The sequence below is a fragment of the Nostoc foliaceum FACHB-393 genome (genome assembly GCF_014698505.1).
Taxonomy (GTDB): Bacteria; Cyanobacteriota; Cyanobacteriia; order Cyanobacteriales; family Nostocaceae; genus Nostoc; species Nostoc foliaceum_A.
This window is the reverse complement of the sequence record NZ_JACJTD010000029.1, coordinates 65,702-80,437: the sequence shown is the minus strand read 5'-3', so window position 1 is coordinate 80,437 and position 14,736 is coordinate 65,702. Positions and strand designations below refer to the sequence as shown.

Sequence of the window (14,736 nt, the reverse complement as noted above, 5' to 3'; positions counted from 1 at the left end):
TTCGACTCCACTTAGGTTAAAGGGAAAGGGATAATAAAACCTTTCCCTTTTCCTGACTTTGGTAATTAGATTTAGATAAGGTTGATACCAACAGATAAATTCCAACCTCCTGCCTTCTTTACCATCTCTGCATTTAAACTCATCCCATCCCTTTTTAGGGGGTGGGATAACACGTGCATGCTGATGACGGTTGACGGTTAACACTCATCAGTTAACAGTTAACGGCGGCGGGGCGGCTATCCCGGACACCCCTTGTTCGCACAGCGTCTCGTAGAGAAGAAGTGGGCTTTCCGCCGCCTTGGTGAGAAGACGTTGCCAAGTTAATTCTTTTGTATTCTCATCCCAATGCCAGCGTAGTAAATTAGCGGGTTGACTCTTGGCAATTACTGGTAAACCAATCGCTTTTCTCGGTGCATTAGTCGCTAAAGCGATCGCACTTTCTACGTCACAAATTCCCCACTTGGCCAAATTCTGTACTCCCACCAATAACGGTAAAGTTGTCCCTGATAAGGTACCATCTGGTAGTCGTGCAGTGCCGTTTTTAACTTCAATTTGGCGAGTATCCCAAGGATATACACCATCGGGTAGCCCCAGAGGTGAAAGGGCATCGCTGACGAGGAATAGCCCTTTTTCTTGATAGCTAGCGCGAAGTAAAATTTGCAGCATCGTGGGCGAAACGTGCTGGCCATCAGCAATAAAACCACACATCACATTAGGATGAGTAATTGCTGCCCCTAATAATCCTGGTTCACGATGATGTAATGCCGGCATGGCGTTGAAAGCATGGGTTACCATCGTTGCACCCTCGTCAAAGGCACGTTGCGCTTGGGCCGCTGTTGCCTGAGAATGTCCTAAACTGACAGTAATTCCCAGAGAACGCAAATATGGAATTACTTCACCAGTGGGATCTAACTCCGGCGCTAAGGTAATGACTTTCACAACATGAGCATAATTACCCAAAACCCGCTTTATCTGATCAATTGTTAGAGGTAACAAATACTCTGCTGGGTGTGCGCCGCGCTTTTGGAAATTCAAAAATGGGCCTTCTAGATGCACTCCGAGAATCTTGGCACCAGCTTGTTGATAGGGCAGAACCTCAGCAAGAATAGCAAGCGATCGCTGAATCTTTTCTACTGAAGTTGTCACAAGTGTTGGTAAAAATCCATCTACCCCAACATCCCACAAAAATTGTGAGATTTCTACCAGCAAGTGAGCATTTTCACCAGTCAAATCGGGAAATGCCAAACCCAACGCACCGTTAATTTGCAAATCAACACCACCCAATGAAATCCAGTCGCCAGCAACATCTATTATGGATGCACGGCTGTGCGCCTCTGTTGTAACCATTGGCAATATTTGCTCAATTATGCCCTCTTGGTTAACCAAGAGCATCTGCAAATCTTTGTAACCAGGCACTCTAGCATTGATAATATCTACAGGATTTTGTGTTGCTTGGGTCATCACACGGGCTAAGGAATAATTAAACCTGACCCGATTTTAGATGGAACCATCGGCTATTAATCCAAAATCCCAGATCCAAAATCCAAAATTCTATGACTCCCTTAGTTGGTATTATCATGGGCAGCGATTCCGATTTGCCCACCATGAAAGATGCGATCGCAGTTTGTGAAGAATTTGGCGTTGAGAGCGAAGTGGCGATCGTTTCTGCTCATCGTACCCCAGAACGCATGGTGCAATATGCTCAACTTGCACACCAACGCGGCATTAAGGTAATTATTGCTGGTGCCGGTGGTGCTGCCCATCTGCCTGGGATGGTAGCGTCTTTAACTCCACTTCCTGTTATCGGTGTTCCTGTACCCACGCGGAACTTACAAGGTGTAGATTCTTTGTATTCTATTTTACAAATGCCTGCGGGTATTCCTGTAGCAACAGTGGCGATCGGTAATGCCAAAAATGCCGGACTTTTAGCAGTACAAATCCTCGCAACTCAGCAACCAGAATTACTAGAAAGAGTTCAACAATATCGCCAAACTTTATGTGAATCAGTAATTGCAAAGCAAGCAAAACTAGAAGAATTAGGCTATGAGCAATATTTACAGCAAATGCTTTAAGGTAATTCGTAATTCGTAATTCGGTAAGAAATCTTAACAGCACAACAGGAGGGATGAGAGAGATGGGGGTAGATAAGGGAGTGGGGGAAGAAGAACTATTGATTGTTGACCACTCCCCAATTCCCAATCCCCAATCCCCACCAAATTCCAAGATTGAAGCGATCGCTCCAGAATCAATGCAGCATTCTGAAGTATCTTGATCCTGAGGCCTTAGTCAAAAATTGAGAGCTACAAGATCCATGTGCCAATTGCTCGGAATGAACTGCAATGTTCCAACGGATATTTGCTTTTCTTTTGAAGGGTTTTCTGCACGGGGAGGAAAAACAGATCATCATAGCGATGGTTGGGGCATTGCTTTCTTTGAAGGAAAGGGATGTCGGATGTTTTTAGATGCCCAACCTTCTGTTGCTTCTCCTGTCGCGGAGTTGGTGCGGAGTTATCCTATCCACTCAACCCATGTCATAGCCCATATCCGTAAAGCAACTCAGGGTGAAGTTGCCCTACACAACTGCCATCCTTTCCGCAGAGAATTGTGGGGTCAGTATTGGGTGTTTGCCCACAACGGTAATTTGCCAGATTTTGAACCAGAAAATTTGGGCTTTTATCAAGCCGTAGGTGATACCGATAGCGAAAAAGCATTCTGTATGATGCTAGAAACATTGCGATCGCGCTTTCCTGAGGGTAAGCCTGACATTAAAGAACTATATCCTGTACTGCAAGAAACTAGTGATGAAATTGCAAAAATAGGTATATTTAATTACTTATTATCAGATGGAGTACACTTTTTTGCTTATTGCTCAACCAAACTCAGCTACATTGTCCGCCAAGCACCCTTCGCAGCTGCCCATTTAATTGACCAAGACATGACAGTAGATTTTCGGGAAGTGACTACTGAACGCGATCGCGTTGCTGTCATTGCCACCACACCCTTGACTGACAACGAAGTTTGGACACAAATCCAACCGGGAGAATTACTAGTTTTTCAGGATGGACTGCCCCTGAAATATGCATTTAGTTAAGAATCTGATCCTGTTGGCGAATTCAAAAATTAACCAGAGATTGTTCCCATTTAGATACTTTCTAGATGGGTTTTGTTTTTCATCACTTGATTTTGTTCCACTGGGTATGAGAATAGACTCTCCTCAAAAATTAGCTATTCTCTAGCAACTTGCTTGATAGATAAAGCAGCAGATTGTGATGACAATTTGATAGTTGAAAATAAAAGCATTTGTAATTCCTCACAGAACTGCTAGAATCACCATATTCTTGATAAAGAATGTGAGGTTTTTTGGTGTTTATAACTAGATGCATGGAATCATCCAGTATTATAAACACTATATAACTGTATTCTCATCAATTATTTGTAGATTTAATGGAGGAAATGGAATGAGTTTATGGCAACGCCCACTGAAAAGGTTACAAGCGATGTCTTACGACAAGCTGCTTCTCTTTACGAGAGGCTACGCTAACGAGACGCTACGCGAACGCATCTACGCTGAACATAAAACCAATCGGTTCAGACTCAATTCGCTCAAAAGCTTTGTATCGCTATTTTTAGTAGGGACTGTTTTGAGTGTGACGCTTGCCGCCTGTTCCGGTGGAACTGGGAGTAATTCTTCCACGGAAGCCCCGACTGCGAATCCTGTGGCTGCAACTAAGGATAATGTTGAACTAACCCTCGTTTCTTTTGCAGTTACCAAAGCGGCTCACGAAGCCATCATTCCTAAATTTGTAGAACAGTGGAAGAAAGATCATAACCAAACTGTTGTCTTCAAGCAAAGCTATGGCGGATCTGGCTCCCAAACTCGCGCCGTTATCGATGGTTTGGAAGCAGATATTGTCCACCTGGCACTAGCTGGAGACACGCAAAAGATTGAGAAAGCTGGATTGATTCAACCAGGATGGGAGAAAGAAGTTCCCAACAATGCGATCGTCTCCAAATCGGTGGCAGCACTAATTACTCGTCCAGGTAATCCTAAAGGCATCAAGACTTGGGAAGATTTGGCGAAAGATGATATAAAACTGATTACTGCTGACCCTAAAACCTCAGGTATTGCTAAGTGGAATTTCCTCGCACTGTGGAACTCCGTCATTAAAACCGGTGGAGATGAGGCGAAAGCGACTGAATTTGTAACCAAGGTTTTCAATAATGTGCCAATCCTAACCAAGGATGCGCGGGAAGCCACAGACACATTTGCCAAGCAAGGTCAGGGAGATGCCTTGATAAACTATGAGAATGAGATTATCTTGGCACAACAAAAGGGTGAAAAGGTTGAGTATGTTGTTCCCGATGTCAACATATCCATCGACAACCCGATCGCAGTGGTAGATAAAAATGTCGATAAGCATGGCAACCGCGAAGTTGCTGAAGGTTTTGTCAAATTCCTCTATACTCCAGAAGCACAAGAAGAGTTTGTTAAATTAGGATTCAGACCTGCAAATGAGCAAGTAGCCCAAACTAAAGCAGCTACAGATAAATTTCCCAAGGTGAAAACTTTGGGTACAGTTTCAGACTTCGGCGGTTGGGAAGCAATTGATCAGAAGTTCTTTGCAGATGGGGGGGTATTTGATAAGATTCAAGCCCAAAAGAAACGCTAAATAATTCGTAATTCGTAATTCGTAATTACGCTCTCTACGTTCCCTGGGGGATACTATGCAAACGCGCAGCGTGTCACAGACAGACGCTACGTGAATGGCGAGAAGTAAGCTACTTAATCCGTAGAGTGTGGGCAAGTTTTATAGGAATTACGAATTAACAATTACGAATGTTGACAAAAAACTTCTTTTGAATTTTAAACTTTGAATTTTTGACTATGACTACTGTATCTCCTTCTTTGGAAGTTGAACGCAAAACACCATTCTGGAAGAGATTGGGGCGGGTTCCCTGGACTTGGCGAATCACCATAGGATACCTGACGGTGATGTTGTTTATTCCCATAGTTGCCATGTTTCTGAAAGCAAGTACGGAACCACCGGCAAGATTTTGGGCGATCGCAACTAGTGATATTGCATTAGCTACATATAATGTCACTTTTGTTACAGCACTATTTGCTGCCTTCCTTAATGGCATTTTTGGTACTCTCATTGCATGGGTTCTGGTTCGCTACGACTTTCCCTTAAAACGCTTGATTGACGCGACAGTGGATTTACCTTTTGCCCTACCAACTTCGGTAGCAGGGTTAACACTGGCAACAGTTTACAGCAATAATGGCTGGATAGGTTCGCTGCTAGCACCTCTAGGTATTAAGGTATCGTTCAGCCGGACGGGAGTAGCGGTAGCAATGATATTTATCTCACTACCTTTTATTGTGAGAACTGTGCAACCCGTACTTCAGGAAATGGAACATGAAATTGAAGAAGCCGCTTGGTGTCTAGGTGCTTCTCAATGGCAGACCTTCTGGAAAGTGATTTTGCCACCTTTATTTCCGACAATTTTAACTGGTGTTGCCTTGGGTTTTTCCCGTGCAGTTGGGGAATATGGATCAACTGTGATTATCTCTTCCAATACGCCCTATCAAGATTTGATCGCACCTGTGCTGATTTTTCAACGGCTAGAGCAGTATGACTATTCTGGTGCAACAGTAATTGGCATAGTTTTACTATCAATTTCCTTGGTACTGCTATTGGCAATTAATTTCTTACAAGCATGGGCAAGGCGATATGACACTAGATAAGCCAAGTTTTCACTCATCTGCATCTGATACACATACAGCCAAGCCTAAAGAGCAGAAAAGTTGGGTGCCAATAGTTTTAATTGGTATAGCGATCGCCTATTTAGCTTTAGTTCAATACATCCCGGCAATTAACGTTTTTGTCCAAGCCTTCAGCAAAGGAGTTGGGCCGTTTCTGTCCAACCTGACGCGACCAGCCTTTCTCCATGCAGCTTGGCTAACGCTTTTACTGGCCTTGATTTCTCTACCTTTAAACACAGTATTTGGTTTATGTGCAGCTTGGGCGATCGCTCGTCATAAATTCCCTGGACGCGCCATAGTTTTGAGCATTATTGACTTGCCCTTTTCCATCTCGCCCGTAGTTGCTGGATTAATGATTGTGCTCCTCTATGGACGTAATGGGTGGTTTGGCCCTTGGCTTCAGGCACTTGATATCAAGATTATCTTTGCCTTTCCAGGCATGTTGCTGGCTACAGCCTTCGTGAGTATGCCCTTTGTGGCGCGGGAAGTAATTCCTGTTTTGGAGGAATTTGGCAAGGATCAAGAGGAAGCTGCTAGAACTTTAGGTGCGAAAGATTGGCAGATATTTTGGCGCGTTACCCTGCCCAGTATCCGTTGGGGCTTACTCTACGGTTTAATTTTGACCAATGCCAGAGCAATGGGTGAATTCGGGGCGGTTTCGGTGGTATCTGGCAACATTGCTGACCAAACCCAGAGCCTACCACTGTTTGTAGAAGACGCTTACAAACAATATGAAACCGAAGCTGCTTTCTCTGCGGCTGTACTGTTAGCATTGCTAGCAGTAGTAACCTTGGTACTCAAGGAAATTCTGGAACGCAAAACCCGCATTAAAGATGTTGAATAGGTTAGGTATGGGGCATGGAACATTGGGCATTGGCTTTCGCCGTGAGCGTCAGCCCAACGGTTATTAATTATTCTCCTTTGCCCTCCAGCCCCCAATCCCCTTGATGGTGACAATCATGACTAGTGACAATACACTTACCAATAAACGAATTCGACTAAAAATTCCCAAAGACTATCATCAGGAACCTGTAATTTCTCGCCTGGTGTCTGACTATGGACTGACTGTGAATATCACGGCAGCTATTTTGGGAGCTAATGCTGTCGGTGATGGTTGGTTTGATCTTGAACTACAAGGAACAGATGCACAAATTCAGAGTGGACTAACTTATCTCCATGACTTGGAGTTGGAAGTCTGGGATGACACTAAAGCAACTGATTGGTAAAAGTTATATCAACACATGGTAGGGGCGTACAGTTAGCTGCACGCCCTCATATCTTTGGCGTTAAAGTACTCCACAATTGATCCTAACTTACGTGAATTTACTGTTTGCTTTTTTGTGTACTTTGTGAGATTGTCCTTTACATAAGAAGTAAATACTTTAAGTCGGTAGAGTTATCGTAATTTAGTAAAAACTAGAAATATGAAAATCTCTATGAGGCTAATATTCAACCAGTCACAGTTGAGTTGCAGGGAGCAAAATTCTCTGCCAAACCCAAAAAGTGCGTAGGCGCAGCCCAACCTAGGCATCGTTATTAGGAATTAATCTGATGTCTCAGAGTAAATCTGTAGAACCTGCTTCAGTTCACAGCCGAATTCTCGTGCCTCAGCAGTATCAGAGGCAACCTGTAATTTCCCGGTTGGTGTCTCGTTATGGTTTAACCGTCAATATCAAAGCTGCATCCCTCACATCAGACAGTAACAGCGATGGCTGGTTTGATTTGGAACTTTCGGGAAACCCTCAAAAACTGACAGATAGCCTATCTTACTTGCAAGAATTGGGAGTGAATTTGCTGCAACTAGCGATCACAAACCATATTCAACTCAACCAAGACTCTTTAACTTTCCCACATCCAGCTAGCAAATTGAGTCCCAAGAACTCTGCATGGCTGACAAATCAATGGCAAGAACAATTTCAGCAATGGATTTCTCTAGGTCAAACTAATCGATTGCGCTTGCAACTGTGCGTCTTAAAATCTTATTACGAAGAACCCGTGATTTCCGAGTTAGTTTCTCGTTATGGATTAACAGTCAATATTACCAGTGCAGTACTTCAACCCGATACGGAAGATGACGGCTGGTTTGATTTGGATTTGTGGGGGAGAACAAAGCAACTACACTCTAGCCTGAGTTATTTAGAAAAACTGGGGCTACCGATTTGGTTGGATTTGTCTAGCGTTTATAGCGATGTCTACGACGGGCTACGCCTACGCTAATTAATAAAATAGTCACTATCCAATGGCAGCATTAAATAATCATCAAACCAATTCCCAAACCAGATTATCACTGGTTTCTTCAGTTTAGGTAAAAGCCAAGTCACTCAGATGGGCAAGCCGAATGCTGACGGTGATGGCTGGTTTTGCTGAAATAATCTAAATTTCGTAATACCAAATTTCTTCTTCTCGCACCACAATTCGATGCAGGGAGAGACGATCAATTAAGCCCTCTTGCTCAAACTGCCCAAGAACACGAGTAATAGTCACACGAGTCGAACCGAGCATTTCTGCCAAGTCTTCATGAGTCAGACGCATATCTATTAAACGTCCCTTCTCAACTTCTGAACCAAACTTTTTGGATAACCACGCCAACAACTTGATCAGCATAGTATCGACTTTTTTATGGCTACGAATAACCATCAATTCTTGAGCCTGTTGGATATGGATAAGTAGAGTTTCTGTTAGTTGAGTCCATTCCTCTAAAGGTAAGACTGTTGCCTCCACTTTAGTTAGGCATTCCATTTGATAAGGTTCTAATTTTGACAAAGCCTTACCAACGATATCTCCAGGCCCCCACAATCCCAGAGCAACAGTTGTACCATCTTCTAGATAGGTAAAAGTCCTGACAAAACCCGTTTCAATTTTCCAGAGTCCGTTTTGATGCTCTGGTAGAAATGACCTACGGGCAAAAAATTGCTTAGTATTATTACTGGCTAAATTAGATAAGCTTGTGTACAAAGACACCATGATATATAAAACTGTTCTCCGATAAATTAACCGTAGTATTATATTTATATCAGGTTCTAAGAACCTATGGGTATTTTTAAAGAGGGGAACAGGGGAGACAAGGTGACAAAAGTTAGAGTCTTTCCCTTCCCCTTGTCCCCAATGCCCCATTCCTTAAATTCCTGCACCATCAAGAAAATCTTCAATCATTCCATCAGAATTATTGCTCTTAGGGTCGTCGGTTAGTTCGTCGCCAAGCTCAGTTGGGGACAAACTTGATTGTTCCAACTGCTCGAACTGTTTCTCTAGAGCCTTGACGCGTTCAAATAGAGCGCGGATGACTTCAGCTTCTACGTCGCGTACTTTATCATGATCCAGAACATTGCTAGACAAGTTGTTCTGACGAGTTACGCGCCCTGGAATCCCGACTACAGTAGTGTTACTGGGCACATTTCGTAGCACCACAGAACCGGCTCCAATACGGACGCGATCGCCAATTTGAATATTTCCCAATACCTTTGCACCCGCTCCCACAACTACATGAGAGCCTAAAGTTGGATGACGTTTGCCGCTTTCTTTCCCAGTTCCGCCAAGGGTGACACCTTGATAAATTAGAGCATGGTCACCCACGATCGCTGTCTCACCAATTACAACTCCCATACCGTGGTCTATAAACACTCCCTGGCCAATTAATGCCCCAGGATGGATTTCAATCCCAGTTAGAAACCTACTAATATGGGAGATCAACCGAGGTATGAAGGGAATTCCAATTTTATGTAGCCAGTGTGCCAATCGATGAAACACTAATGCTTGGAATCCAGGATAACAGAACAATACTTCTAGCCAGTTACGGGCTGCTGGGTCACGCTCAAAAATGGTTCGCAAATCAGTTAGTAGCATACTCTGTTGAGGTTTTCGTTGGTAGGTGAGGCTCTGAAAACAGAAACTCAGGATAATTCCCATAAAAAGATCGAGTCATTCATGGGAATTGTGTAAGATACAATCTACGGTAAGTCGGTAGTGTAGAGTGCTTTTGTGGGTAATTAAGTGGGATGCTATCACATTCCACACTTTGAGAAAAATTAATTTCGTACAAACTGCGATAAGTCTCCCGATTCACCGTAGTATATTGAGTACAGTCTTGAATAGCCAAAACTACGCTCTTTTGGATCTGTCTTCCAAAGTGGAATATGCACTGCTAGCACTCTTAGAACTGGCAAGCCACCACGGGAAAAAACTTCCTCTAACCATGAGTGAGATCACTGCCAAGCAACCCATACCTGAGCGCTATCTGGAACAAATTTTGACCAACCTCCGGCGTGCTGGTTTGGTGCAGAGTCAACGTGGCTCTAAAGGAGGTTTCGTTTTAGTTCGTGAACCTTGGCAGATCACAATGCTAGAAATTGTCACTTTGGTAGAAGGTGAGCGGAAAGAGAAAGATCCCTCTGACTCTCCGACTCTGGAAAAGACTCTGGTTTATAAAGTTTGGGAGCAAGCCAACGCTGCTTCAATTGAAGTTTTGGATCGCTATACACTCCAAGACTTGTGCCAGGAAAGGGAAACTCGCGCCCAGCAAAGTCCCATGTATTATATTTAGTCACCAAGGAGTAATCATATGCGGATAGCGAAAGATATCACAGAGTTAATCGGACGAACTCCTTTAGTTCAATTAAACAAGATTCCCCAAGCTTCAGGAGCGGTTGCTCGGATTGTGGTGAAGCTAGAAAGCATGAATCCAGCATCTTCTGTGAAAGACCGGATTGGTGCGAGTATGGTGGAAGTGGCGGAGGAAGCAGGCTTAATTCACCCTGGAAAAACCGTTTTAGTGGAGCCGACTTCCGGAAATACAGGAATTGCGCTGGCGATGGTAGCGGCCGCCAAGGGGTACCATCTTATTCTAACGATGCCTGACACAATGAGCCAGGAAAGACGCTCCATGCTCAAAGCTTATGGCGCTCAACTAGAGTTAACGCCAGGGGTAGAAGGAATGCGAGGGGCGATCGGTCGTGCAGAGCAGATTTTAGCTCAAACGCCCAATGCTTATATGTTACAGCAGTTCCGCAACCCGGCTAACCCGAAAGTTCACGCCGAAACCACAGCAGAAGAAATTTGGGATGATACCGATGGAGAAGTCGATATTCTCGTAGCGGGAGTGGGTACTGGTGGGACGATTACGGGAGTTGCAGAAGTCATTAAAAAACGGAAGCCGAGTTTCCAAGCGATCGCAGTTGAACCAAGCAGCAGCCCAGTATTAGCAGGCGGTAAATCAGGGCCTCACAAAATTCAGGGTATCGGCGCGGGATTTGTCCCAGCAATTTACCGTCCAGAACTGGTGGATGAAGTGATTCAGGTAACGGATGAGGAAGCGATCGCTTACAGCCGTCGTCTAGCAAAAGAAGAAGGATTGCTATCTGGCATTTCTACTGGCGCTGCGTTGTATGCGGCTATTCAAGTGGCACAGCGGCCAGAAAATGCAGGTCGCCTGATCGTCATGGTACAGCCTAGCTTCGGCGAACGCTACCTCAGTACCTCACTATTCAAAGACCCAGAGGAGAATGAGTGGTTGAGTAAAGTTTGATTCCAGATACCAATTTTAGATTTTGATCTAAGTAGCTAGGCGTAAATAAAGTAAAGTTTGTAGTAACGATTTTAGTCCTGATAATTATTGTTTTTATCGATAAATTACTTACTACAAACTAGAATTTTATTGGATGTTTAATTCTGTCTACCTACTTAAATCTAAATCTAAAATTGGCTGGGTTTTCTACTATAATTTCGCCAATTTCATCGACACTTACATTATTTTTTACCAAAGTTATCAAGCAGAAACGAGGTGTATGGGCACTGCCGTGCCCATACATGTCATTGAATAATTACTTTGTCTATTTTAAAGCTTAGTTGTGCCAGAAGATTAATTTGGTATGGTGGTAAATCGTAGATTCTAAAAATCCAGCATGAGTAAGCTAGGGACAGCCTTCAGTGAAGGGATAATTGCTTTCATAGCCACTAACATAGATGACATCCTTATCTTGTTAATATTTTTTTCACAGATAGATGTTAATTTTCGGCGGCGGCATATCTTACTCGGTCAATATCTGGGTTTTGCAGCTATTATCTTCGCTAGCTTACCAGGATTTTTTGGTGGATTGGTCGTACAGCGAGAATGGATAGGATTGCTAGGGCTGCTACCAATAGTAATTGGAATTCAACAATTAGTATCTAGAAAAGAAGAAACTACAACAGTTCAGACAGTCAGTAGTAATTTCAGGCAGTCCACACATACTAACCCGGTATTATCTTTTATTTTGAGTATTTTGCATCCCCAAACCTATAAAGTAGCAGCAGTAACGATCGCTAATGGTGGTGACAATATTAGTATATATATCCCTTTGTTCGCTGGTCACGACCTTACCAGCTTGGGAGTAATTCTAAGTATATTTTTTATCATGGTAGGGGTTTGGTGTGCGATCGCTTATTTTTTAAGCCGTCAACCTACCATTGCTGATGTTTTAAGTCGCTACGGTAAAGCTGTCGTACCTTTTGTGTTAATTGGCTTGGGTTTGTTCATTATGTATGAACGAGGTACATTCACTCTACTACCTTGGGTGCCGACTTTTTGAATAGTAAGTGAGCAGCGAAAAGTAAGCATGAGCAAACGTCCAACGTATTCGCATTTTACATCACTAGATCATCTGGAGAATATACCGCAGCAGGTTAAACTCTTAAGACTGATTGTTAAAAAAAATACCTAAAAGTTAATAACAATAGGGGTAATTCACCATACGGTTAATTTAAAACCTTGTAGAAAAGATATGTTGCGTCTCTACATCTGGATTCATACTGCAATTGGGCAACGCCGTAAAAGTGATTACAATACTCAAGTTAAATCTGATTCCCTAATCTAATTACTCATGGAAAATTTTGTTTTTTACAACCCAGTCAAAATCCTTTTTGGCAAAGGTCAAATCGCCAATATTGCTGCTGAAATTCCTGCTGATGCCAAAATTCTCATTACTTACGGTGGGGGTAGCATTAAAACTAACGGCGTCTATGACCAGGTGAAGTCTGCGTTGGCTGGACGGAATGTAGTTGAGTTTGGTGGAATCGAACCCAATCCTCACCTGGAAACATTACTGAAAGCGGTTGAAATAGTGCGGAATGAGGGCATAGACTTTTTACTTGCGGTAGGTGGTGGTTCAGTTCTTGATGGTACTAAGTTTATTGCAGCTGCGGTTCCCTTTGTTGGCGATCCTTGGGACATCCTCGCAAAGAACGCACCTGTAAAGGCAGCTGTGCCCTTCGGTACAGTTTTGACTTTACCTGCAACCGGCTCGGAAATGAATACGAACTCGGTTATCACGAAGTGGGAAACTCAAGAAAAACTACCTTTCAGCAGCCCTTTGGTATTTCCCCGTTTTTCTGTTCTCGACCCAGAAACGACTTTTTCCCTACCTGTGCGGCAAATTAGCAATGGAATTGTTGATGCTTACGTCCATGTGATGGAACAGTATTTGACTTATCCAGTTAATGCACCACTACAAGACCGGATGGCTGAATCAATCTTGAAAACGCTGATTGAGGAGGGGCCAAAAACCCTAGCTAATCCTCAAGACTACGATGCACGGGCTAATGTGATGTGGTCTGCGACATTGGCACTCAATGGGCTAATTGGTGCAGGAGTACCCCAGGATTGGGCAACCCACATGATTGGGCACGAATTGACAGCACTACATGGTTTGGATCATGCTCAAACTTTGGCTATTGTACTACCCAGCACTTTGACAATTAAGCGCGATCGCAAATGGCAAAAACTCTTACAGTATGCCCAGCGAGTTTGGGGGATTGTCGATGGTAGTGAGGAAGCACGGGTTACTGAAGCAATCGCTAAAACTCGCAATTTCTTTGAGTCCGTCGGTGTACAGACTCGCTTGTCTGACTACGGTGTTGGACTAGATACCATTCCTGTAATTATTGAGCGGTTTGAAAAGCGTGGTTCTGTAGCTTTGGGCGAATACAAAGATATTAATTCTCAGATAGTCGAACAGATTTTAACTCTCTCAGCATAAGGAGTGGTGAGTGTTGAGTGGGGAATCTGACTCAGCCCTCACCACGGGCTAAACTTCACGCTAACGGAATTGTTTAATGCCCAATTCTAGAGAAAACTACCCTGCATAAGGGTTACCAATTCTGTCTACAGAGACATTGGAGGATAATGGCAAACGACCTGGATTTAAGCGTGGTTCTGCTGCATAGCCAACAGGAACTAAAACAGCGATCGCTAAATCTGGATTGTCCTCAGCACCAATCACTTGCTTTACTTGATCCTCAATCCAACCGTTCATAAAACAAGTCGATAATCCCAAACTTTCTGCTGCTAACACCAAATGGGTAGCGGCAATGATCGCATCTTTGATGGCATATTCGCGTCGCTTGTCGCCTAGCCCAGCTTGAAATTGCGGGACGGCGGTTTTAAAATAATTTATCGTGCCTTCACTCCATGCCCCAGTTTCAGTTGCCCGCTCAAAAATTGGGGTCAAGTCTTGTTCGCCTGCGTTAGGATTGGCGGCAAAGACAAAGGTCACAGGTGCTTGGACAATTTGCTGCTGATTCCATGATGCTGCTGATAGTGCTGCCTTTTGCGCTTCATCTTGCACGAGAATAATTTGCCAGTCCTGGATATTAAAGCTGCTGGGCGCTGCCACAGTTAACTCTACCAGTTGCTTGAGCAGTTCTGGGGCGATGGGGTCTGTTTTAAAAGTTTTGATGGAACGACGTTTAGCGATCGCACTGGGTACATCTAAAGGTTGGGTTTGAGTGATAGGATTCATGAGATTCTCCTGATAGTTGAGTTATGACCAAATAATTCGTAATTACGCTCTCTAGGAGATGCTGCCTTGCTGGGATACGCAGACTTGCTACCGCTGCGCCAACGTAATTAGGATACAAGCGAATGTATTTATTCATGAAACAAAAATAAAAATTATTCTTGATTTCAGAATCAACAACTTGTCTACGACATGCCCAAGAGA

16 protein-coding genes are annotated in these 14,736 nt (G+C 43.5%); 12 read left to right on the top strand and 4 right to left on the bottom strand.

Going from position 1 to position 14,736, the window contains the following annotated elements:
* Positions 1-207: 207 nt before the first annotated feature.
* Positions 208-1,461, bottom strand: a complete 1,254-nt coding sequence (gene nagA, locus H6G92_RS22520) for an N-acetylglucosamine-6-phosphate deacetylase (RefSeq protein WP_190895894.1) — start codon at positions 1,459-1,461, stop codon at positions 208-210.
* 92 nt (positions 1,462-1,553) lie between these two features.
* Here nagA and purE point away from each other — a divergent pair, with 92 nt between their 5' ends.
* The 8 genes from purE to H6G92_RS22480 all read left to right on the top strand — a co-directional run bounded on the left by purE (position 1,554) and on the right by H6G92_RS22480 (position 7,981).
* Positions 1,554-2,072, top strand: a complete 519-nt coding sequence (purE, locus tag H6G92_RS22515; protein ID WP_190895892.1) for a 5-(carboxyamino)imidazole ribonucleotide mutase — start codon at positions 1,554-1,556, stop codon at positions 2,070-2,072.
* A gap of 62 nt (positions 2,073-2,134) precedes the next feature.
* Positions 2,135-2,272 carry a hypothetical protein gene (locus H6G92_RS22510; protein ID WP_190895890.1) on the top strand — a complete coding sequence of 46 codons (138 nt, stop codon included), beginning with the start codon at positions 2,135-2,137 and terminating at the stop codon, positions 2,270-2,272.
* A 39-nt stretch (positions 2,273-2,311) separates the two neighbouring features.
* The gene (locus H6G92_RS22505; RefSeq protein WP_190895888.1) at positions 2,312-3,091 is read left to right on the top strand and encodes a class II glutamine amidotransferase; all 780 of its coding nucleotides are present in this window, start codon (positions 2,312-2,314) and stop codon (positions 3,089-3,091) included.
* Positions 3,092-3,458: 367 nt separating this feature from the next.
* The gene (locus H6G92_RS22500) at positions 3,459-4,670 is read left to right on the top strand and encodes a sulfate ABC transporter substrate-binding protein (RefSeq protein WP_190895886.1); all 1,212 of its coding nucleotides are present in this window, start codon (positions 3,459-3,461) and stop codon (positions 4,668-4,670) included.
* Positions 4,671-4,885: 215 nt separating this feature from the next.
* On the top strand, positions 4,886-5,746 hold the full coding sequence (cysT, locus tag H6G92_RS22495; protein ID WP_190895884.1) for a sulfate ABC transporter permease subunit CysT: 861 nt from the start codon (positions 4,886-4,888) through the stop codon (positions 5,744-5,746).
* Positions 5,733-6,608, top strand: coding sequence for a sulfate ABC transporter permease subunit CysW (cysW, locus tag H6G92_RS22490; protein ID WP_190895882.1), 876 nt, complete (start codon positions 5,733-5,735; stop codon positions 6,606-6,608). The genes cysT and cysW overlap by 14 nt, the downstream gene beginning before the upstream one ends.
* A gap of 115 nt (positions 6,609-6,723) precedes the next feature.
* Complete coding sequence (locus H6G92_RS22485) at positions 6,724-6,990, top strand: NIL domain-containing protein (RefSeq protein ID WP_190895880.1); 267 nt, start codon at positions 6,724-6,726, stop codon at positions 6,988-6,990.
* Between the two features lie 325 nt (positions 6,991-7,315).
* The gene (locus tag H6G92_RS22480; RefSeq protein WP_190895878.1) at positions 7,316-7,981 is read left to right on the top strand and encodes an NIL domain-containing protein; all 666 of its coding nucleotides are present in this window, start codon (positions 7,316-7,318) and stop codon (positions 7,979-7,981) included.
* 156 nt (positions 7,982-8,137) lie between these two features.
* Here the strand turns inward: H6G92_RS22480 and H6G92_RS22475 are convergent, their stop codons facing one another.
* Both H6G92_RS22475 and cysE read right to left on the bottom strand, forming a co-directional pair.
* Positions 8,138-8,728 carry a Crp/Fnr family transcriptional regulator gene (locus tag H6G92_RS22475; protein WP_190895876.1) on the bottom strand — a complete coding sequence of 197 codons (591 nt, stop codon included), beginning with the start codon at positions 8,726-8,728 and terminating at the stop codon, positions 8,138-8,140.
* A gap of 153 nt (positions 8,729-8,881) precedes the next feature.
* Positions 8,882-9,607, bottom strand: a complete 726-nt coding sequence (gene cysE / locus H6G92_RS22470; RefSeq protein ID WP_242059273.1) for a serine O-acetyltransferase — start codon at positions 9,605-9,607, stop codon at positions 8,882-8,884.
* Between the two features lie 214 nt (positions 9,608-9,821).
* Between cysE and H6G92_RS22465 the strand changes: the two genes are divergently transcribed.
* The 4 genes from H6G92_RS22465 to H6G92_RS22450 all read left to right on the top strand — a co-directional run bounded on the left by H6G92_RS22465 (position 9,822) and on the right by H6G92_RS22450 (position 13,773).
* Positions 9,822-10,304, top strand: a complete 483-nt coding sequence (locus H6G92_RS22465; RefSeq protein ID WP_190895925.1) for an RrF2 family transcriptional regulator — start codon at positions 9,822-9,824, stop codon at positions 10,302-10,304.
* Between the two features lie 18 nt (positions 10,305-10,322).
* On the top strand, positions 10,323-11,285 hold the full coding sequence (cysK, locus tag H6G92_RS22460; protein WP_190895872.1) for a cysteine synthase A: 963 nt from the start codon (positions 10,323-10,325) through the stop codon (positions 11,283-11,285).
* 376 nt (positions 11,286-11,661) lie between these two features.
* Positions 11,662-12,327: a cadmium resistance transporter gene (locus H6G92_RS22455; RefSeq protein ID WP_190895870.1), complete on the top strand. Its 666-nt coding sequence runs from the start codon at positions 11,662-11,664 to the stop codon at positions 12,325-12,327.
* Between the two features lie 291 nt (positions 12,328-12,618).
* The gene (locus H6G92_RS22450; protein ID WP_190895868.1) at positions 12,619-13,773 is read left to right on the top strand and encodes an iron-containing alcohol dehydrogenase; all 1,155 of its coding nucleotides are present in this window, start codon (positions 12,619-12,621) and stop codon (positions 13,771-13,773) included.
* A gap of 96 nt (positions 13,774-13,869) precedes the next feature.
* Here H6G92_RS22450 and H6G92_RS22445 read toward each other — a convergent pair whose 3' ends face one another.
* Entirely contained in the window at positions 13,870-14,535 is a 666-nt protein-coding gene (locus tag H6G92_RS22445) for a nitroreductase family protein (RefSeq protein ID WP_190895866.1), read from the bottom strand.
* Positions 14,536-14,736 lie beyond the last annotated feature (201 nt).

What these genes read in the sequence shown, in the direction of transcription:
- nagA (WP_190895894.1), bottom strand. Translation starts at nt 1,461, where the DNA reads ATGACCCAAGCAACACAAAATCCTGTAGATATTATCAATGCTAGAGTG.
- purE (WP_190895892.1), top strand. Translation starts at nt 1,554, where the DNA reads ATGACTCCCTTAGTTGGTATTATCATGGGCAGCGATTCCGATTTGCCC.
- H6G92_RS22510 (WP_190895890.1), top strand. Translation starts at nt 2,135, where the DNA reads ATGGGGGTAGATAAGGGAGTGGGGGAAGAAGAACTATTGATTGTTGAC.
- H6G92_RS22505 (WP_190895888.1), top strand. Translation starts at nt 2,312, where the DNA reads ATGTGCCAATTGCTCGGAATGAACTGCAATGTTCCAACGGATATTTGC.
- H6G92_RS22500 (WP_190895886.1), top strand. Translation starts at nt 3,459, where the DNA reads ATGAGTTTATGGCAACGCCCACTGAAAAGGTTACAAGCGATGTCTTAC.
- cysT (WP_190895884.1), top strand. Translation starts at nt 4,886, where the DNA reads ATGACTACTGTATCTCCTTCTTTGGAAGTTGAACGCAAAACACCATTC.
- cysW (WP_190895882.1), top strand. Translation starts at nt 5,733, where the DNA reads ATGACACTAGATAAGCCAAGTTTTCACTCATCTGCATCTGATACACAT.
- H6G92_RS22485 (WP_190895880.1), top strand. Translation starts at nt 6,724, where the DNA reads ATGACTAGTGACAATACACTTACCAATAAACGAATTCGACTAAAAATT.
- H6G92_RS22480 (WP_190895878.1), top strand. Translation starts at nt 7,316, where the DNA reads ATGTCTCAGAGTAAATCTGTAGAACCTGCTTCAGTTCACAGCCGAATT.
- H6G92_RS22475 (WP_190895876.1), bottom strand. Translation starts at nt 8,728, where the DNA reads ATGGTGTCTTTGTACACAAGCTTATCTAATTTAGCCAGTAATAATACT.
- cysE (WP_242059273.1), bottom strand. Translation starts at nt 9,607, where the DNA reads ATGCTACTAACTGATTTGCGAACCATTTTTGAGCGTGACCCAGCAGCC.
- cysK (WP_190895872.1), top strand. Translation starts at nt 10,323, where the DNA reads ATGCGGATAGCGAAAGATATCACAGAGTTAATCGGACGAACTCCTTTA.
- H6G92_RS22455 (WP_190895870.1), top strand. Translation starts at nt 11,662, where the DNA reads ATGAGTAAGCTAGGGACAGCCTTCAGTGAAGGGATAATTGCTTTCATA.
- H6G92_RS22450 (WP_190895868.1), top strand. Translation starts at nt 12,619, where the DNA reads ATGGAAAATTTTGTTTTTTACAACCCAGTCAAAATCCTTTTTGGCAAA.
- H6G92_RS22445 (WP_190895866.1), bottom strand. Translation starts at nt 14,535, where the DNA reads ATGAATCCTATCACTCAAACCCAACCTTTAGATGTACCCAGTGCGATC.